A 17,951-nucleotide genomic window follows, 5' to 3' on the forward strand; every position below is an offset into this window, starting at 1 on the left:
GCGCGACATATTCCGTCATATTCCTTCGGTAGTGTGTAACCATGCCGGAATTCACCCTTGCTGAAAAACTCGAAATCCTTGCCGACGGTGCCAAGTACGATGTTTCCTGCGCCTCCAGCGGCAGCTCCCGCAAGGGCAAGGGCGGGATCGGAAACGCCGCCCAGTGCGGCATCTGCCACTCCTGGACCGCCGACGGCCGCTGCGTATCCCTCCTGAAGATCCTTCTCACCAACGTCTGCATCTATGACTGCGCCTACTGCGTGAACCGCCGCTCCAACGACATCCGGCGGGTGATGCTCACCCCCGCCGAGGTGGCGGAGCTCACCATCGGCTTTTACCGCCGCAATGCCATCGAAGGGCTCTTCCTCTCCACCGGGGTCGTCAGGAATCCCGACTACACCATGGAGCTTCTCATCGAAGCGACCCGGCAGCTGCGCGAGGAGTACCGCTTCAACGGCTACATCCACGTGAAGGTGCTGCCTGGCGCGGACCTCGCCCTGGTTGAGCGGCTCGGTCGCCATGCCGACCGGGTCAGTATCAACATGGAACTCCCGTCGCGGGAGAGCCTCGCACTCCTGGCTCCCGACAAAAGCAGGGAGTCGATCGTGGGGCCCATGAAGCGGGTGGGGGAGCTGATCGTCCAGACCAGGGAGGAGCGCAAGGTTTCCCGGAAGATGCCCCCCTTTGCCCCGGCCGGGCAGAGCACCCAGCTCATCGTCGGCGCATCGGGGGAGACTGACCTGCAGATCATTTCGCTGGCGGCGGGGCTCTACGGAAGGCTTTCCCTGAAGCGGGTCTACTACTCCGCCTTCATCTCCGTGAACCGGGACGAACGCCTTCCCGTCGTGGTGGGCACCCCACCGCTCGCGCGGGAACACCGCCTCTACCAAGCCGACTGGCTCATGCGCTACTATGGCTTCGCCGCCGGCGAGCTCCTGGACGAAGAGCGCCCCAACCTGGACCTCTCGCTGGACCCCAAGGCCGGGTGGGCGCTCCGGAATCTCCACCTGTTCCCCGTCGAGGTGAATCGGGCCGACTACGAGGCGCTCCTCCGGGTGCCGGGAATCGGGGTCCGCTCGGCCCAGCGGATCGTCCTTGCGCGGCGGGGCAGCCATCTGTCCCTGGACGACCTGCCCCTGCTCGGGGTGGTGATGAAGCGCGCCCGCTACTTCATTACCGCCCGGGGGCGGTTCGCCGCCGATCTGACTCCCGATGCGGTAGGCCTCCGGCTGCGACTCACCGAAAAACCGCCCCGTCGGGAGCGCTGGAGCCAGCCGTCCCTGTTCGACGGTGGGGCCGGCATGGACATCCGGTCCACCATCACAGGTGAGTTGTGATCCTTCGTTACGACGGCACCTTTGCGGGTTTCCTCACGGTCGTTGCCCTGGCCCGGGAACGGGGAGTGGAGCCCGAGGCGATCACTGACCGACAACCGGAGCAGCAGGCGCTCTTTGCCGCGGTTGAGGAGGTGGCAACCGACCGGCAGCGTGCCGCAGCGTTTTACGGATTTTTGCGCCGAACCCTCACCGCCGGTGCGCTGCACACGCTCCGCCTTGCCTTTCATGCCGCGGAACCGGGCCGGGAGCTGCTCATCCTCCACTTCCTGCAGTTGGGGTGTGTGGTGGGACAACAGCTCGACGGGATGCTCGCCCACGAGCGGGTCGTGCCCGTGTGGAAACTTGCGCGGGCCGTGGGGCGCGAGGCGCACCGCTACAAGGGGCTTGTCCGTTTCCAGCACCTGGACGGCGATATCTGGTATGCCGCCATTGAGCCGGAACACCGCATCCTTCCCCTGGTGGCTCCCCATTTTGCCGACCGTTTCGCCGACCAGCGCTGGATCATTCACGATCCCCGCCGGGGCGAGGCCATCATCTTCGACCCGGCCCGCCGCACATGGACCGACACTGAACTGGAGGTGACCGGCCCGCTCCCGCTGTCCGACGGGGAGCGCCTGTTTCGCGAACTCTGGCAGCGCTATTTCGACCGGCTCGCCATCGAGGAGCGACGTAACCCTGAATTGCAGCGGCAGCATCTCCCTCTCAAGCACCGTCGTCACCTGCCGGAGTTCGACCAATGACGGCGTTGCCGGTCATTGGTGGTTTTTTTCGATAATCCTGATATGCTGATACAACTGCACGATGAACATCAATACAAGGGAGAGCACGCAGTGAAGACAACGCGGGAGGAACTGGCGGTACAGGTTGACGTGGCCCAGTGGAGCTGGTTGCGGGCTCATCTTGAGCGGGGCGGGCTCATTGTCGTGAACCGGGGGCTCGACCTTGTGGAGGTGGGTGTCAGCATTGCTTCCGACGATACCGCCGTGGTGGGAGACTGGATCCAGACCGGGCTCCTGGCCAAGCCCTCGGCCGAGCAGATCTCGGCCTGGGACGCCAATGAAGAGATCAGTTTTTCCACCCTCATCATCAGTCCCTACGTTCTGATCCAGGAGCAGAAACCATGAGCGATACGCCGACGCCACCATCCTGTGCCCGTTGCAGCGCCGTCTGGCAGAAAAGCGGCACCACCAACTGCTGGAGCAACCCGGACAACCGGCCCGGCCGGCCTGCGGACTGCCCGTCTTCGGCCCATGGCGACATCGTGGCCTCCAGCTTCGACGAATACCGCGGCGAGAGCGACGATGCCCGGCTTGCCCGGGTAGCGGCCCGGGTCGAAGGGCTCTGCTACCGGAAGATGCCCGGAAGCGACGCCGTGGTGGCCCGTTGGACCCGGGTGGAAGACACCATAGCCCTGGCGAAGCTCATGGGCTGGAACAAGGTGGGCATCGCCACCTGCATCGGGCTCCTGGATGAAACCCGGCAGCTGGCCTCTATCCTTGAGGCCCAGGGGCTGGAGCCGGTGAGCGTCTGCTGCAAGGCCGGCAGCATCGACAAGCTGGAACTGGGCCTGGACGAGAGCGACAAGGTCCGTCCCGGCACCTTCGAGCCCGCCTGTAATCCCGTTGCCCAGGCAGAGGTACTGAACCGCTGCGGCACCCACATGAACATCATCGTCGGCCTCTGCGTGGGCCACGATATGCTGTTCACCAAGCATTCCGCTGCCCCGGTCACCACCCTCGTCTGCAAGGACCGGGTCACCGGCCACAACCCGGTGGCCGTGCTCTACGGCCAGAACTTCTACTTCAAACGCCTGCAGAAAATGCCGATCGACATCCCCGAGGGGGAGGACTAGCCCTCCTTCCCCCGCCGTTATCACGCCTCTTCACAGCATCTTCCGCAAATACTGTCCCGTGTGGGACCGCGTCACCTTGGCCACCTCCTCGGGTGTGCCGGCGGCGATCACCTCGCCGCCCCGGTCGCCCCCTTCGGGGCCCAGGTCGATGATGTAATCTGCGGTCTTAATGACATCCAGGTTGTGCTCGATGATGACGATGGTGTTGCCCCCCTCCACCAGCTTTTTCAGCACCTCCAGGAGCTTGGCGATGTCGTGGAAGTGGAGGCCGGTGGTGGGCTCGTCGAGGATGTAGATGGTTCGGCCGGTGGCCCGGCGCGCCAGCTCCTTGGCCAGTTTCACCCGCTGGGCCTCGCCGCCGGACAGGGTCGTGGCCGATTGGCCCAGGCGGATGTAGCCGAGCCCCACCTCCTCCAGGGTCTGGAGCTTTGTCTTGATCTTCGGAATGTTCTCCAGGAAGCGCAGAGCCTCCGAAACGGTCATGTCCAGGACCTGGGCGATGGATTTCCCCTTATAGGTAACCTCCAGGGTTTCGCGGTTGTAGCGGGCCCCCTTGCAGACCTCGCACTGGACGTAGACATCGGGGAGAAAGTGCATCTCGATCTTGATGATCCCGTCCCCGGCGCATGCCTCGCACCGTCCCCCCTTCACGTTGAACGAATAGCGCCCCGGCTTGTAGCCCCGCACCTTTGATTCGGGGAGCTGGGCGAAGAGGTCCCGGATGTCGGCGAAGACCCCGGTGTAGGTGGCGGGGTTCGAGCGCGGGGTACGGCCGATGGGCGACTGGTCGATGTTGATGACCTTGTCCAGTTGCTCCAGTCCCCGGATGTCGCGTACCGCGCCGGCCCGCTCCCGGCTCCGGTAGAGCCGCTGACCCAGGACTTTGTAAAGGGTGTCGATGACCAGGGTCGATTTGCCCGACCCGGACACCCCGGTGACGCAGGTCATGACACCGAGGGGGATGTCAACGGTGACATCCTTCAGGTTGTTCTCCGCTGCCCCCTCCACGGTGATGAAGCGCTTTGGCTTGCGCCGCTTCTTCGGCACGGCGATGGTGAGCTCCCCCGAGAGGTAGCGGCCCGTGAGGGACTCGGGGTTCGCCATGATCTCCGCCGGGGTTCCCTGGGCCACCACCCGGCCCCCGTGCTCACCGGCGCCGGGCCCCATGTCGAGCACGTGGTCCGCCTCCAGGATCGTCTCCTCATCGTGCTCCACCACCAGCACCGTGTTACCGATGTCGCGCAGGTGCTTGAGGGTCTGCAGCAGCCGGCCGTTGTCCCGCTGGTGCAGGCCGATGGAGGGCTCGTCCAGGATGTAGAGAACCCCCACGAGGCTGGAGCCGATCTGGGTGGCGAGCCGGATCCGCTGTCCTTCGCCGCCGGAGAGGGTGCCCGAGGTCCGGTCCAGGGACAGGTAGTCGAGCCCCACGTTGACCAGGAAGTGGAGCCGTTCCCGGATCTCCTTGAGGATGCGGCGGGCGATCTCCTCCTCTTTCGGGGTGAGCGTGAGGGAGGCGAAAAACTCCAGGGCGTCCTTGATGGAGAGGGCCGTCACCTGACGGATGTCCCGCTCCGCCACCTTCACGTGAAGGGCCTCGCGCTTCAGGCGCGCCCCCTGGCAGGTGGGGCAGGGCATCACGTTCATGTAGCGCTCCAGCTCTTCCCGCACCTGCTCCGAGTCGCTTTCCCGGTAGCGCCGCTCCAGATTGGGGATGACCCCCTCGAATTCCTTGGTGTAGGTGTGACGCCGCCCCCCGTCCTCCTCCCACCAGAACTCAATCTTCTTCCCCCCGGAGCCTCGCAGGACTACCCCCTGCACCGTGGGAGAGAGCTCCTTGAACGGGGTCCGGATGTCGAAATCGAAGGCCTTGGCCAGGGCGTCGAGGGTCATGTGATACCAGCCGGAGAGCCGCTTTTCCCACGGCACGATGGCCCCCTCGCGGATGGAGAGCTCCGGGTTCGGCACAACCAGATCCTCGTCGAAATACATCCGCGTGCCGAGGCCGGTGCAGTCGGGGCAGGCGCCGTAGGGGTTGTTGAAGGAGAACATCCGGGGAGTCATCTCGGGGTAGGAGATGCCGCAGTCGATGCAGGCCAGGGCCTCGGAGAAGAGGATGGTGTCGCCGTCCACGACCTGGACCTTCACCACCCCTTCCGCGTGGTTCAGGGCCGTCTCCAGGGAGTCGGCCAGGCGCCGCTCGATCCCCTCCTTGACGATGATCCGGTCCACCACGATGTCGATGTCGTGCTTCTTGTTCTTGTCGAGGGGGATATCCTCGGCCAGTTCGTACTGCACGCCATCCACGATGACCCGGGCGAAGCCGTCCTTGCGCAACTGGGCCAGTTCCTTCCGGTACTCCCCCTTACGGCCCCGGACCATGGGCGAGAGAAGCTGAAGCCTGGTTCCGGAGGGCATGGCCATGATCTGATCCACCATCTGGGACACGGTCTGGGAGGTGATCGGTTTGCCGCATTCATAGCAGTGGGGGCGGCCGACGCGGGCAAAGAGGAGCCGCAGGTAGTCGTAGATCTCGGTGACGGTGCCCACAGTGGAGCGGGGATTGCGGCTGGTGGTCTTCTGCTCGATGGAGATGGCGGGAGAGAGCCCCTCGATGGATTCCACGTCGGGTTTTTCCATCTGCTCCAGGAACTGGCGGGCATAGGCCGAGAGGGATTCCACGTAGCGGCGCTGCCCCTCAGCATAGATGGTGTCGAAGGCCAGGGTCGATTTGCCCGAGCCGGAGATGCCAGTGATGACGACGAGCTTGTCCCGGGGGATCTCCACGTCGATGCACTTGAGGTTATGCTCGCACGCGCCTTTGACGATGATGGTGTCGTGTGCCATGGTGCTCCCGTGAGTGATGCATGGTGGCGCCGGAGGCCCCGGACGCAAGTCCCCACTATATCACATAATCGGATTGCTGAGGGGTAACCCGAAAGCGGTAGTCAAAAGTTGCTATTGGCCAGGCGGTTAACATCTTTTTTCAGGTCCATGCAAGGTTACGGCAATGGTGCGTCTTCGGATGCAATATTGACAAGTAATACTATATCTGTCAGAAATATGTGCTGTGGGGTGGAAGAGCCACGACGGTGCATCAGGGAGATATTGTGACAGATACGGCGCGAAACGGGGCTGAGTCCCCCCTTGGTGGGCGCATCAGGAAACTTCGTCAGGCGCGGGGCATGACCCAGAAGGCGTTCGCCGACTCCCTCGGCATTGTCCAGGGGTTTCTGAGCAGTATCGAACGGGGGAGGAAGGCCCCTTCAGACACGCTCGTCATTGCGCTCTGCCGGACTTACGGAGTCAACGTGACCTGGCTTCTCCAGGGAAAGGGCGCCATGAACGCCCCCCCTGACGGTGCGGGCGAGGGGGCAGGCGAGGGCACGCCGCTGCTGGAGAGCATTCCCCAGGGATTTCCTGGGGACATTCCGGGGGACGTGGTGCAGGGGCGGATTGTCTTCCCCGGGATGCCGCATGGGTGTTATGCGGTGCTTGCCTACGGCGATTTCATGGCTCCCACAATCCGCGACGGGGATATGGTTTTCTTCGATCCGGCACGGCCGGCAGCGCCGGGAGAGATCGTGCTCGTCACCAACCGGTGGGGCGAGGCCATTCTCCGCCGCTATCGCCTCAAGGCCGGCGAGCTGCTGTTCTCCTCCGACAATGCCGCCTATTCCCCGTTCCATCCCGATCCCGACACCCGGATCATCGGCACGGTGGTGCAGGTCTGGCGGAACGTGAAGCTGTAGTCCGCAGTGCCCCGACCGCGGCCGGACGTACGGCCTGGGTGAGGTCCCGCGGCCCCGGTGGCGCATGGTCTGTGGCCACACCATGCGGGGTTCCGGCGCATTGTGGCGGGCGGGGTGCAACACAGGACGGACCAGTGGGATAGGGGGGCGGTTGCCGTTGCGGGAGGCGCGGGCGGGGCTCGGACGGAACCCCTGTCAGTACAACGGAAAGATCCAGCAGCAACATGGACCCGAAGGGTTACCGGGCCGAGCGCCGGACGACTCCCCGGGCCTTTTTCTTTTTCAGGCGCGCCCCGGCCTTGCGGCGCTTTTCAGCCAGGTCCACGAGAATTTCGTGGCTTCCCCGGGGATCGTCCCTTTCGCCCGGCGTCCGTTGCAGGTAGCTGCCGTCGGGCCGCATGTCCCAGGCGCTTCGCCGGTCTCCCAGTTGCACGTCGATCATGGTTCGGATTTCCTTCCTCAGTTCCGGCGCTTCCACCGGTGCCAGGACTTCGACCCGGTACTCCAGGTTGCGCTTCATGGCGTCTGCGGAGCCGATGAAGTACTCCTCGTCGCCGCCGTTGCGGAAGTAGTAGATCCGGGCGTGCTCCAGGAATCTCCCCACCACGCTCACCACCCGCACCGATTCCGAGAGCCCCGGTACGCCCGGCCGGAGGCGGCAACTGTCGCGGATGATGAGATCGATCCGCACTCCCTGCCGTGCTGCCCGGTAGAGGGCTGCAACGATATCGGCGTCTTCCAGGGCGTTCATCTTGAATTGGATGAGCCCCGGGCTCTTTTCCGAGTGAAGTTCCGCTTCACGCTCGATCCTGGCCAGCAGCGCCCGCTTCAGGTGCTTCGGAGCGGGCAGCAGTTTCCGATAGGTGCGCCGCGGGGTATAGCCGGTGGTGAGGTAGTTGAAGAGTTCGGTGGCATCCTGGCCTATGGTCTCGTCGCTGGTGAGCAGCCCCAGGTCGGAGTAGACCCGGGCCGTTCCGGGATGGTAGTTGCCGGTTCCGATGTGGACGTAGCGCCGCAGTCCGTTGTAATCCTGCCGTACCACCAGGATCACCTTGCAGTGGGTCTTGAGTCCCACCACGCCGTAGGTGACATGGATTCCCGCCTCCTCCATCCGCTCCGCCAGCCTGATGTTGGCCGCCTCGTCGAAGCGGGCCTTGAGCTCCACCGCCACGGCCACCTGCTTGCCGTTGTTGGCCGCGTTCACCAGGCAATCGATGATCCGGCTGTCCGAGGCGGTCCGGTAGAGGGTCATCTTGATGGCGCGTACCTTCGGGTCTTCGCTTGCCTCCATGAGAAAGCGCTCCACCGACGTGGCAAAGGAGTCGTAGGGGTGCTGCAGGAGGATGGCCCCGGCGTCGCGGAGCACGTGGAAAATGTTCCGGTCGGTCATGAGCCGGGGGTGGTCGACGGGATGGTGGGGAGGATCGCGCAGTTCCGGGTAGCCGAGGGCGGCGATCTCGAAGAGGTCGCGAAAGGCCAGCATCCCCTCGACATCGAAGACATCGTCGGCTTCGGTCAGCTCCAGCTCTGCGGCCAGCATCCCCCGGTGGACCGGGTCCATGTCCGCGCCCACCTCCAGCCGGACGATGGGGGCAAAGCGGCGGTCCTGCAACTCCGACTCGATCAGGGACAGCAGATCGTCCGCCTGTTCTTCGTTACGTTCAGTGTTTGCGTTGCGGGTCACCCGGAAGAGCTCGCACGCCGTCACCTCCATCTCCGGAAAGAGCATGTCCAGGTTGTGGCGCATCACCTCTTCCAGGGGGACGAACCGCTCGCCGTCCCCCGCGCGGATGAAGCGCGGGATGCCCGCCCCCACCGGTACCTTCACCCGGGCAAGGGACGTTTCGCGCTCCCGCGGATAGCGCAGGGTCACCAGGAGATTGAGGGAAAGGTTGGAGATGAAGGGGAACGGGTGGGCCGGATCGATGGACTGGGGGGTCACCAGGGGGTAGATATTGCGCTGGTAGTGCTGCCGCAGCCCCTTGCGCTCTTTCTCGCTCAGCTCGCTGTAGCCGAGAATCCGGATGCCCGCGTCCCCCAGGAGACCCAGCAGCTCCCCGAACACCCGCCGCTTGCGTTCGGCCAGATCCCGCACCACGGCGTAGCACTCGGCAATCTGCCGCCGGGGGGTACGGCCGTCCACGGTGGGGTGCTGCACCCCGGCCCCGACCTGCTGCTTGAGGCCGCCGATCCGTTTCATGAAGAACTCGTCCAGGTTCGAGCTCACGATGGCCGTGAACTTGACCCGCTCCAGCAAGGGGGTGCGGGGGTCCTCGGCCTCGTGGAGGACGCGCCGGTTGAACTCGAGCCAGGTGAGTTCCCGGTTGAGGTAGAGCTCGGGCGAGGCAAGGCTCGTCTCCGGGGGGCGCGCGCCCGTCGGTTCCGGGGCGCCGGCCCCGGCTGCCTGTGCCTTGCGCGGCATGCTACAGCCACCCTTTTTTCTTGAAGATGTAGAGGGGTAATACCGCCGAGAGGACGATGAGGCTCAGGGCGAAGGGATAGCCGAACACCCACTCCAGCTCGGGCATGTGCTTGTAGTTCATGCCGTAGATGCTGGCGATCATGGTGGGGGGCAGGAAGATGACCGACATGACGGTGAAGATCTTGATGACCTTGTTCTGCTCCACGCTCATGTGGTTCAGGAAGAGGTTCTGCAGATAGTCGAGCCGCTCGAAGTTGAAGTTGGCGGAGATGATGAGGGAGTTCACGTCCTTCATCATCATGCTGAACTCCTTCTTGAGGGGTTCGCTGATCATGGTGCTCTTCAGGAGCGACGAGAGCACCCGGTGCTTGTCCGTGAGGTTTTCGCGGATGGTGATGTTGATGTCCTCGTAGTCGGTGATGTATTCGAGGAACGTGGTCGGATTGTCGAAGGACTGGGGCTCTTTCCGGCCGATGCTGGCAATTGACTTGGACAGGGCCTCAAGGATGTCGGCGTCCATGTCGACCCGCATGGCGAGGATTCCGTTGAGGATGTCGGCCCCGTCCCGGAAGGCGCGCGGATTGAGCCGGAGCCGGCGGGAGAATTCGGTGAAGATGCGGTGGTCGCTGAACCGGATGGTGACGATGAAGTGCCGCTTCAGGATGAACGAAACGGTTTCGTTATGGTATTTGTCATCCTGCTTCACGAGGAAGTAGGTGTTGATGTCGATGCCGGTTTCGTCCTCCCAGTAGCGGGAGCTGAACTCGATCTCCTCCGACTCCTGCCGCGTCGGCAGCTCCAGCTTGAGGCAACGCTCAACCGTGGCCAGCTCCTCGGTCGTGGGGGACATGAGGTCGAGCCAGACAAGGGTATCGGTGTCCAGTTCCGCCAGTTCATCGGACTCCACTGCCACTGGCCTGAAGGTGTCTTCCGCGCGAAGGTATGCCTTGATCATAGTGCACCGCTTTCTGCTAGAAATTCAGGATGTTGCCACGTTACAACGATTGTAGATGCAAGAATGGCAGGGGTCAAGCAGCCACTACCCTCTCCGGTCAGACCCCTGCGATTTCCCGGCCGGCCGCCAGCAGTTCCCCAACGGTCCCGGGCGTGCCGGCCTCGCTGTAGAGGCGCAGCACCGGTTCGGTCCCTGACGGGCGGATCAGGAGCCAGGAGCCATCTTCGAACATGAACTTGAAGCCGTCGCGGAAATTGGTGCCGGCCACCGACCGTCCCGCAATGGCGTCGATCCGCTCCTCCCGCAGCCGGGTAATGAGGGCTGCCTTGGGGGCATCCTCAATGGGGAGATCGAGCCGCTGGTAGTGGAAGACGCCGATTTCGTCCATGGTTTCGTCCAGCAACCGGCGAAGCCCCTTGCCGCTCATGGCCATGGCTTCCAGAAGCAGGAGCCCCATGAGGACCCCGTCCCGCTCGGGGATGTGTCCCTTTACCCCGAGCCCTCCCGACTCCTCGCCACCCATGAGGATGTCGTGCTCGAGCATCAGCTCGCAGATATGCTTGAAGCCGATGGGGGTTTCGTGGAGGGGAAGCCCGTACTTCTGCGCCAGCAGATCGATCATCCGTGTGGTGGAGACCGTCTTGACCACCCCGCCGGTGAGGCCCTTGCGCTCCACCAGGTGCCGGAGGATCACGGTGAAGATCCGGTGGGAGGAGAAAAACTCGCCGTTTTCGTCCACGGCGCCGATCCGGTCCGCGTCGCCGTCGAGGGCCAGTCCCACCCGGCAGACGCCGTCCCGCACGAGCGCAGCCAGCTCCTGCAGGTGCTCTTCGGTGGGCTCGGGGGGCACGCCACGAAAGCCCGGGTTTTCGTCGCCGTGGATCTCCAGAGCGCCGGGCACGAGTTCCGGAATGACGCCGGCCCCGGCCCCGTGCATCGGGTCCACCGCCAGGGGGATGGCGGCCCGGCGGATGAGATCCAGGTCCACGTAACGGGCGAGCTGACGGCAGTATCCTTCGCGCGGGTCGAAGACGGTTACGGTGCCATCGGCCAGCGCCGCCGCCAGGGGACGCTCCTCGATTTCCCGGCCGGCAGCGGTATTGGCGGCGGTCATCTCCTCCAGAATCCTGGTGGTGGCAGGGCGGGCCGAGCCGCCGAAGGACTCCTTGACCTTGAACCCGTTGTAGGCGGGAGGGTTGTGGCTGGCGGTAATCATGACGCCGGCGCCAGCCTTCATCTCGTGGACGGCCCAGGAAATGGCCGGAGTGGGAGCGGGGCCGTCGGTCAGCCAGACCCGGATGCCGTTGCCGGCGGCAATCTCGGCCACCCGGTCGGCGAAGTCCCGGGAGAGGAAGCGGCGGTCGTACCCCACCACGAGCCCGCGCGCTGCGAGCCCTTCCCGTTTCAGGTAATCCATGGTGGCCTGGGCCACCCGGGAAAGATTGTCGAAGGTGAACTCCCGGGCAATGATCCCCCGCCAGCCGTCGGTGCCGAATGTTATCTGCACGGAATCAAATCCTCCTGCAATGTCGGTATGGTTGCGGCCATGGGGCCGGTAACCCGACATTTTCCGCACATCCTCCCGTCAAGTCAACCATTTGTTTGTTCCCCCGACCGTCGAAATGGGGTATGGTTGGGGCACCTCACCAACGGAGCGCTGAGTCATGGCTGGTCGTATCTTCACCCCCTTCAGGGTCGGGGGATTCATTATCGTGCCGGAGGACGCGCCCCTGCCGCTGGGGGCGCACATCCCCCTCATCATGGGTAAAAAGGGTGCCTTCGGCTCCGGTGAACATGAAACCACGGCCTCGTGCCTGGAAGAACTGGAGCGGATACCCGGGCTGACCGGCATGCGCGGCCTCGATCTGGGGAGCGGCACCGGCATCCTCGCCATCGCGGCGGTGCAGCTCGGCGCGGCCTCGGTGGTGGCGGTGGACATCGATCCCAATGCGGCCGCTTCCTGCGCTGCCAACGTTCGGCTGAACGGCGTGGCCGACCGGGTCTTCACGGTCTGCGGCGAGCTGGCCTCCGTGGGGCGGGCGCTCTACGACCTGCTGATGGCAAATATTTACGCCGATATCCACCTGGCCCTGGCAGGAGAGATGGTGGCGCGCGTCCGTTCCGGCGGCTGGCTGCTCCTGTCCGGGATTCCGCTCCAGGACAAGTTCGACGTGCAGCGGCGGTTCGCCAGCCTGGGGTGCGTCCAGACCGACCTGCGGATCATGGAGGATTACGTCACCCTGGTCATGCGGAAGGCTTGACCTTTCCCGGGGAAATGCCTATATAATAATCTGTTTGCTGCATAACGCCTTCTCACTTTCCGGAGGTTATTCATGTTCAAGAGACTGATCATCGCCCTGCTCATGAGCGGGCTGTTCGGCGCACTGCTTCTGGCCGGCAATGCCGATGCCGCCGACAAGGCGGCCAAGGCCGCCAATCCCGTGGTGGTCATGGAGACGAGCCTCGGCAAGATAGCCGTGGAGCTCTACCCGGACAAGGCGCCGGCCACGGTGAAGAACGTTCTCGACTACGTCAAGAGCGGCTTCTATGACGGCACCATCTTCCACCGGGTCATCCCCGGCTTCATGATCCAGGGAGGCGGCTTCACCACCGACCGGAAACAGAAGGAGACCAGGGCGCCGATCAAGAACGAGGCGGACAACGGCCTCAAGAACGACCGGGGCACCATTGCCATGGCTCGCACCGCCAGCCCTGACAGCGCCACGGCCCAGTTCTTCATCAACCTGGTGAATAACGACAACCTGAACCGCCCCCGCCCCGACGGCTACGGCTACGCCGTGTTCGGCAAGGTGGTTGAGGGCATGGATGTGGTGGACAAGATTGCCGCCACCCCCACCCAGCGTCTCAACATGCTCTTCGCCAATATCCCGGTGACGCCGGTGGTCATCACCTCCGCCAAGATCCGGTAACCCGGCACTGCGGCTCGCATACCACCAGGCACCCTGACGGGAGTCCCGGATTGCTGAAAGTCCCCGCCCATGGCGGGGACTTTTTTGTATTGTTGTTATGGGCGGTTGCAACCAGGAAGGGAACGATCTGCAGATGCATCATTTGAAGTATTTGACCGGCTACCCGCCGCAGATGGCGGCCCAGGTGGCACAGCTGGTGACGGAGAACCGCCTGGGCGAAGTCCTGGTGCAGAGGTATCCGACGGTGCACGACGTGAGGACCGACCGGGCCCTCTATGACTTCACCGTCGCGGTCAAGAACGAATTCATGCGCACCGCCCAGCCGCTCAGCCGGGTCTTGTATGATGGCAAGATCCATGCGATCAAGAATGCCCTGGGAACCCACACCTTTGTCTCGCGGGTGCAGGGGGGAAAGCTCAAGGCAAAGCACGAGATCCGCATCGCGTCCATTTTCCGGGAAGCGCCCCTGGAGTTCCTGAAGATGATCGTGGTGCACGAGCTGGCGCACCTGAAGGAAAAGGAGCACAACAAGGCGTTTTACCAGCTCTGCGAGTATATGGAGCCCCGCTATCACCAACTGGAATTCGACACCCGGCTCTTCCTGACCCAGATGGAGGCAGCCGGATCACCCTACCACCCCTGACCCGGGAGCGCCGAAGCGGCTGCTTTCTGGCCGTGGCAGTCTCTGCTATGGCCTGATCTCGACCACCGTCCCGTTGGGCGCCGCCTCTGCAATTTCCTCAATCTCTTCGTCGGTTACGGCGATGCACCCCTGGGTCCAGTCCACCTCGGCGTGCGCGGCGCCAACCTGCGAGAGCCCGTTCTTGATGCCGTGAATCATGATGTCCCCGCCCGGAGAGACTCCCAGTTCCCGTGCCCGCTTTTTGTCTTTTTCGTTCGGATAGGAGATGCGCAGGGACAGGTGATAACGGCTGCCCTTGTTCCTCCCCTCGATGACGTAGGACCCCTCCGGGGTCTTGTTGTCGCCCTGCCGTTCCTTGGGACCCACCGGGTTGCCCCCCAGGGCTATCTTGTAGGTCCTGATCACCTCGCCCATGGAGAGCAGCGACAGCCGGCGGTCTTTCTTTTCGATCAGGATCCTGTCCACCGCTCCCTTCCGGGTGGCAATGGCAAATACCTTTTGCTCAAGGGTGTTAATCGTTTCCCGCAGGGCGGCGATGTCCTTGTTCCTGTTGTCGAGATCCTGTCTGAGCGCCTCGATGCGGGCCTGCTGTGCGGCAATGGTGCCGTCCTTGAGCGCGACGGTGTTGATGCCGAAGATCATCCGCTCGCTGTCCTGCCGGTACCTGCTCTCCGGGAACTCCCTGATGAGCTGCTCGAAGCACTCCAGTGCCTTCTGGTAATCCTTGAGCTCATTTCTGGGATAGGCATGGATGAATCCCTTTTCGAACAGCACTCGGTCTTTCGCGGCGGGATGGGTTTCGCCAATACGGGTATATGCGTCGAGGGAGGCGCTGTAGTTCCCCTGGGAGAACAGGTCGTTCGCCTCCTGGAAGATCGGCGCGGCCTGATGGTGGCTGCAGCCGCAGAGGAGCAGCATGCAGCAGATGCAGACCGGCACGAGGCGCGCAGCCATCCTGTGTCGAGAGTGTGTCATAGATGCCGTTACTCCATGGCGGAAGCATCGGGAATATGATGTGCCGGGACCGGTTGTCCCGGCCGGCAGGTACGTGACGGGGATTCCGGACCGTCACGTACCTGCCCGGTGCGGAGAGACGCTACTTCCTCATGGATTTCTGGAACACGGCGTCGGCTTTTTTCGCCTTCTCATCGGCGATCCGCTCCCGTTCCTGGGCGGCCTTTTCGGCGTTTTCGGCGCGGGTGGTAGCGTCCTGCGCTTCCAGTTTTGCCGCATCTGCCGAGGCTTTGGCGGCCTGCGCTTCCTGCAGCGCCTGTTCGATCTTCGCGTCGAGCAGGCGCTGGTCGGCCTGTACCTGCTCCATTTCCCGGGATGTCGCGCAGCCGGCCAAGGCAGCGGCGAGAACCAGCGTCACCGAGATTACCGATAGTCTCTTCTTCATCACACATACCTCCTGTTTGTGTAGTGTACTCCGAGGGTTGCCGAGGGACGTCCCGTTGTCCCGCATCACCTCCCTTCGGTTCGATAGGGCGGGGCAGGTCAGATGGTCCTGCCGGGTTCGATCACGATACCGTCTATGTCAAGGTCGATTTTCAACCGTTTGGCCGCATCCCTGGCCTTGCCGCCGTCACTGAACGGGCCGGCGACGATCCGGTAGCTCGAATCCTTCGACAGCACTCGGGCCGGGATCGGCGGCCCCTGATGGTTGATGATGGCGGCCGTCCTCCGTGCTTCGATTTCGTCGCGCATGTCGCCGACCAGGACATACCATGCGTCCAGCTTGAGCGCCGGCAGCTCCGGCCTGCCGTACAGTGCGGCCGGGTGCTCGATTCTCAGGGGGGAGGACGCTTCCTGTTCCGCTCCCGGCCTCAGCTCCAGGATGGGGACGGGAATCCCCCGGGCCTCGGTCTGGACTGTGTTGATCTTGTCCCAGTCAAGGGTGCGCGCCGACGCGCGTTCAAAGGATTTCAGCTTCGCATGGATCCGGGCCAGTTCACTGGTGCCCGAATCCTCCAGGGGGGTGTGGGCTTCCATGTAGAGCACGCCGTCGCGCTGGCCGATGAGATAGGGCTGATTGACTATGAGCACCGGGGTGTTGACTGCCGTATCCCGGAACAGCACCTCGATATGTTCCGGATAGAGCCTCATGCAGCCATTGGATGCCTTCAGGCCGATGCTGGCCGGTTTGTTGGTGCCGTGGATCAGGTAGCCCGACCTGCTCAGATAGAGCGCGTAGTCTCCCAGGGGGTTCTCCGGCCCCGGCGGCACCTTTGCGGGGAGAATGTCCCCTTTTTTCCGGTGATCTTCGGCAATGGAGGCGGGCACATACCAGGTCGGCCGGCTGGCCTTGCGCGCCACGCGCGTCGGGCCCTGGGGGGTGGGCCGTTCCTTGGTCCCGATTCCGACCGGGTAGGTGGACACGGTCAGGGCTCCGCCGTTTTCCTTGAATTGAAAGAGCCGCATGGTGGCCAGGTTGATCACGATCCCCTTTCGGGGGGCGTCCGGCAGGATAAAGTTCAGGGGCAGGGTAATGCGTTCGCCCGCCTTGGGCAGCCACACATCAACCCCCGGATTGGCTGCGCTGATGGCATTGATGCCCACGCTGAAGTGCCGCGCCACATCCGGCAGCGTATCCCCCTCTTCGAGTTTGACCAGCCCCAGTCGGCCGATGACGTCAGCTCCCGGCGTGACCTGGAACCGGTTCCGTTCAAGTTCGCTTTCGGGGTGGACCGGTGGGAACCAGGCTTGCCGGGTGGCGGCGCAGCCCGTGAGGGCAATGACGCAGATGCCCAGGACAACGGAACGAAGCCAATAGGCCACGGTTGGCAGCGTAACGAATCGGCGCATGGGTTACACGGGTACCTTTCTGTCTCATGACAATAAATAAGCCGGGGCCGAATATCCTGTGATAGTTCGGCAACCCGGCTGTCTCGGTGAGACCCTGTAGGCTTTCCGCCCCATCCTCGCGGATGGTTTAGTATTATCGTTTATCACCAGCAGTTGTCCTGCCGTGTCCGTCGTCGATGGAAACCGGCACGATCCGGCGCCTGTTCGGGCGCACCTCTCACTGACTCGCGCAACAAAAAAGCCGGGGCCGATATCCTGTGATATTTCGGCAACCCGGCTGTCTCGGTGAGACCCTGTAGGCTTTCCGCCCCATTCTCGCGAATGGTTGAGTATTGTCGTCTATCGCAACTAAATTTGTTGAATTGATAGCATCGTCATGAGAATTTGTCAACATTTTTCCGGAGTTCGCCGGTGCCGCACACCGATTTCAGAGCGCGGCCCATTGGCTGCCGTTGTGGGTAGGCCGTCCGGGGGCGGAGCGTGCGTTGCCGTGACATTGGGCCTTGACGGACAAACGCGGAGGATTTTAAGCTTGATGGTGGCGTCGCTTCGGCGTCACCGTGCCAAACGGGATAGGGGAGATTTATGTTCGAAGGTATTTTCTGGGACAACGACGGCGTGCTGATGGAGACCGAGCACCTCTACTACCGGGCCAATGCCGAGGCCCTGGTACGGGTGGGCGTAGAGCTTTCCCTCGACGACTTCTGCCGGATCTCCCTACGCCGGGGTGAAAGCGTGCTCGATCTCGCCGCCGGGCCGGGGCGGGACGACAGGGCAGCGGATGACCTGCGCCTGGTCCGCGACGAGATATACTTCCGGCTGCTGGGGGAAGAGGCGCGGGTAATACCGGGGGTCCGTGATACCCTGGAGCGGCTCCACGGCCGGCTCCCCATGGCGATCGTCACCAGCTGCCGGCGGGTGAATTTCCTGCAGATGCACCGTAGGAGCGAGCTGCTCCACTATTTCGATTTCATCCTCACCCGCGAGGACTACGGCGCATCGAAGCCCGATCCCGAACCGTACCTGGCGGCCTGTGCCCGCGCCGGGCTCGACCCCGGCCGCTGCCTGGCCATCGAGGATTCGGAACGGGGCGTCACCTCCGCGGCCCGGGCCGGGCTTGCCGTGGCCGCGATCCCGGGCACCATGAACCAAGGGGGCGATTTCGGCGCGGCACGGTGGCTGTTGGACGGCATTCACCAATTGCCGCCGCTCCTGAATCTCGACGAAGAGTGAGGAGCACGGTGACGCCGTGCGGAAC

Annotated in this window: 16 protein-coding genes and 2 riboswitches; of the genes, 9 read left to right on the plus strand and 7 right to left on the minus strand. The window is 63.6% G+C overall.

Features of this window, described 5'->3' with window-relative positions:
• The first annotated feature begins 41 nt into the window (after positions 1-41).
• The 4 genes from AC6CDK_RS09445 to AC6CDK_RS09460 all read left to right on the plus strand — a co-directional run bounded on the left by AC6CDK_RS09445 (position 42) and on the right by AC6CDK_RS09460 (position 3,189).
• Positions 42-1,337 carry a putative DNA modification/repair radical SAM protein gene (locus AC6CDK_RS09445; RefSeq protein WP_039647709.1) on the plus strand — a complete coding sequence of 432 codons (1,296 nt, stop codon included), beginning with the start codon at positions 42-44 and terminating at the stop codon, positions 1,335-1,337.
• Positions 1,334-2,077, plus strand: coding sequence for a TIGR03915 family putative DNA repair protein (locus tag AC6CDK_RS09450; RefSeq protein WP_192905861.1), 744 nt, complete (start codon positions 1,334-1,336; stop codon positions 2,075-2,077). The genes AC6CDK_RS09445 and AC6CDK_RS09450 overlap by 4 nt, the downstream gene beginning before the upstream one ends.
• 90 nt (positions 2,078-2,167) lie before the next feature.
• On the plus strand, positions 2,168-2,461 hold the full coding sequence (locus AC6CDK_RS09455; RefSeq protein WP_039647711.1) for a DUF2288 domain-containing protein: 294 nt from the start codon (positions 2,168-2,170) through the stop codon (positions 2,459-2,461).
• Complete coding sequence (locus AC6CDK_RS09460) at positions 2,458-3,189, plus strand: DUF1847 domain-containing protein (RefSeq protein ID WP_192905860.1); 732 nt, start codon at positions 2,458-2,460, stop codon at positions 3,187-3,189. Before AC6CDK_RS09455 ends, AC6CDK_RS09460 begins: the two co-directional genes overlap by 4 nt.
• A 30-nt stretch (positions 3,190-3,219) precedes the next feature.
• Here AC6CDK_RS09460 and uvrA read toward each other — a convergent pair whose 3' ends face one another.
• Positions 3,220-6,033 carry an excinuclease ABC subunit UvrA gene (uvrA, locus tag AC6CDK_RS09465; protein ID WP_039647714.1) on the minus strand — a complete coding sequence of 938 codons (2,814 nt, stop codon included), beginning with the start codon at positions 6,031-6,033 and terminating at the stop codon, positions 3,220-3,222.
• A 263-nt stretch (positions 6,034-6,296) separates the two neighbouring features.
• Between uvrA and AC6CDK_RS09470 the strand changes: the two genes are divergently transcribed.
• The gene (locus AC6CDK_RS09470) at positions 6,297-6,938 is read left to right on the plus strand and encodes a LexA family protein (RefSeq protein ID WP_066356714.1); all 642 of its coding nucleotides are present in this window, start codon (positions 6,297-6,299) and stop codon (positions 6,936-6,938) included.
• Between the two features lie 238 nt (positions 6,939-7,176).
• On the opposite strand, the gene ppk1 is transcribed toward AC6CDK_RS09470, so the two are convergent.
• The 3 genes from ppk1 to AC6CDK_RS09485 form a co-directional block, all read right to left on the minus strand.
• The gene (ppk1, locus tag AC6CDK_RS09475) at positions 7,177-9,360 is read right to left on the minus strand and encodes a polyphosphate kinase 1 (protein WP_039647718.1); all 2,184 of its coding nucleotides are present in this window, start codon (positions 9,358-9,360) and stop codon (positions 7,177-7,179) included.
• A 1-nt stretch (position 9,361) separates the two neighbouring features.
• Positions 9,362-10,315: a magnesium/cobalt transporter CorA gene (gene corA / locus AC6CDK_RS09480; protein ID WP_010943935.1), complete on the minus strand. Its 954-nt coding sequence runs from the start codon at positions 10,313-10,315 to the stop codon at positions 9,362-9,364.
• A 97-nt stretch (positions 10,316-10,412) separates the two neighbouring features.
• Complete coding sequence (locus AC6CDK_RS09485; protein WP_039648461.1) at positions 10,413-11,822, minus strand: phosphoglucomutase/phosphomannomutase family protein; 1,410 nt, start codon at positions 11,820-11,822, stop codon at positions 10,413-10,415.
• 157 nt (positions 11,823-11,979) lie between these two features.
• On the opposite strand from AC6CDK_RS09485, the gene AC6CDK_RS09490 reads away from it, so the two are divergent.
• The 3 genes from AC6CDK_RS09490 (at position 11,980) to AC6CDK_RS09500 (ending at position 13,888) form a co-directional block, all read left to right on the plus strand.
• Positions 11,980-12,576, plus strand: a complete 597-nt coding sequence (locus AC6CDK_RS09490) for a 50S ribosomal protein L11 methyltransferase (RefSeq protein ID WP_039647720.1) — start codon at positions 11,980-11,982, stop codon at positions 12,574-12,576.
• Positions 12,577-12,648: 72 nt separating this feature from the next.
• Entirely contained in the window at positions 12,649-13,245 is a 597-nt protein-coding gene (locus AC6CDK_RS09495) for a peptidylprolyl isomerase (protein WP_039647722.1), read from the plus strand.
• A 133-nt stretch (positions 13,246-13,378) separates the two neighbouring features.
• Complete coding sequence (locus AC6CDK_RS09500) at positions 13,379-13,888, plus strand: M48 metallopeptidase family protein (RefSeq protein WP_039647724.1); 510 nt, start codon at positions 13,379-13,381, stop codon at positions 13,886-13,888.
• 45 nt (positions 13,889-13,933) lie between these two features.
• Here AC6CDK_RS09500 and AC6CDK_RS09505 read toward each other — a convergent pair whose 3' ends face one another.
• From AC6CDK_RS09505 to AC6CDK_RS09515, 3 genes are all read right to left on the minus strand, one after another.
• A complete protein-coding gene (locus AC6CDK_RS09505) occupies positions 13,934-14,863 on the minus strand; it encodes a L,D-transpeptidase family protein (RefSeq protein WP_039647726.1) in 930 nt (309 codons plus the stop codon).
• Between the two features lie 121 nt (positions 14,864-14,984).
• Positions 14,985-15,287, minus strand: a complete 303-nt coding sequence (locus AC6CDK_RS09510; RefSeq protein WP_039647727.1) for an Lpp/OprI family alanine-zipper lipoprotein — start codon at positions 15,285-15,287, stop codon at positions 14,985-14,987.
• 98 nt (positions 15,288-15,385) lie between these two features.
• Entirely contained in the window at positions 15,386-16,693 is a 1,308-nt protein-coding gene (locus AC6CDK_RS09515) for a L,D-transpeptidase family protein (protein ID WP_192905952.1), read from the minus strand.
• Between the two features lie 65 nt (positions 16,694-16,758).
• Positions 16,759-16,835, minus strand: a riboswitch (cyclic di-GMP riboswitch).
• Positions 16,836-16,957: 122 nt separating this feature from the next.
• Positions 16,958-17,034, minus strand: a riboswitch (cyclic di-GMP riboswitch).
• 244 nt (positions 17,035-17,278) lie between these two features.
• Here AC6CDK_RS09515 and AC6CDK_RS09520 point away from each other — a divergent pair.
• Positions 17,279-17,926 carry an HAD family hydrolase gene (locus AC6CDK_RS09520; protein ID WP_039647732.1) on the plus strand — a complete coding sequence of 216 codons (648 nt, stop codon included), beginning with the start codon at positions 17,279-17,281 and terminating at the stop codon, positions 17,924-17,926.
• The last annotated feature ends 25 nt before the right edge of the window (positions 17,927-17,951 follow it).

This window comes from Geobacter sp. PheSNFMC (assembly GCF_059620965.1).

Bases quoted from the DNA above. Each gene is read 5' to 3' on its own strand.
- AC6CDK_RS09445 (WP_039647709.1), top strand. From the start codon at position 42: ATGCCGGAATTCACCCTTGCTGAAAAACTCGAAATCCTTGCCGACGGT.
- AC6CDK_RS09460 (WP_192905860.1), top strand. From the start codon at position 2,458: ATGAGCGATACGCCGACGCCACCATCCTGTGCCCGTTGCAGCGCCGTC.
- uvrA (WP_039647714.1), bottom strand. From the start codon at position 6,033: ATGGCACACGACACCATCATCGTCAAAGGCGCGTGCGAGCATAACCTC.
- ppk1 (WP_039647718.1), bottom strand. From the start codon at position 9,360: ATGCCGCGCAAGGCACAGGCAGCCGGGGCCGGCGCCCCGGAACCGACG.
- corA (WP_010943935.1), bottom strand. From the start codon at position 10,315: ATGATCAAGGCATACCTTCGCGCGGAAGACACCTTCAGGCCAGTGGCA.
- AC6CDK_RS09490 (WP_039647720.1), top strand. From the start codon at position 11,980: ATGGCTGGTCGTATCTTCACCCCCTTCAGGGTCGGGGGATTCATTATC.
- AC6CDK_RS09495 (WP_039647722.1), top strand. From the start codon at position 12,649: ATGTTCAAGAGACTGATCATCGCCCTGCTCATGAGCGGGCTGTTCGGC.
- AC6CDK_RS09500 (WP_039647724.1), top strand. From the start codon at position 13,379: ATGCATCATTTGAAGTATTTGACCGGCTACCCGCCGCAGATGGCGGCC.
- AC6CDK_RS09505 (WP_039647726.1), bottom strand. From the start codon at position 14,863: ATGACACACTCTCGACACAGGATGGCTGCGCGCCTCGTGCCGGTCTGC.
- AC6CDK_RS09510 (WP_039647727.1), bottom strand. From the start codon at position 15,287: ATGAAGAAGAGACTATCGGTAATCTCGGTGACGCTGGTTCTCGCCGCT.
- AC6CDK_RS09515 (WP_192905952.1), bottom strand. From the start codon at position 16,693: ATGCGCCGATTCGTTACGCTGCCAACCGTGGCCTATTGGCTTCGTTCC.
- AC6CDK_RS09520 (WP_039647732.1), top strand. From the start codon at position 17,279: ATGTTCGAAGGTATTTTCTGGGACAACGACGGCGTGCTGATGGAGACC.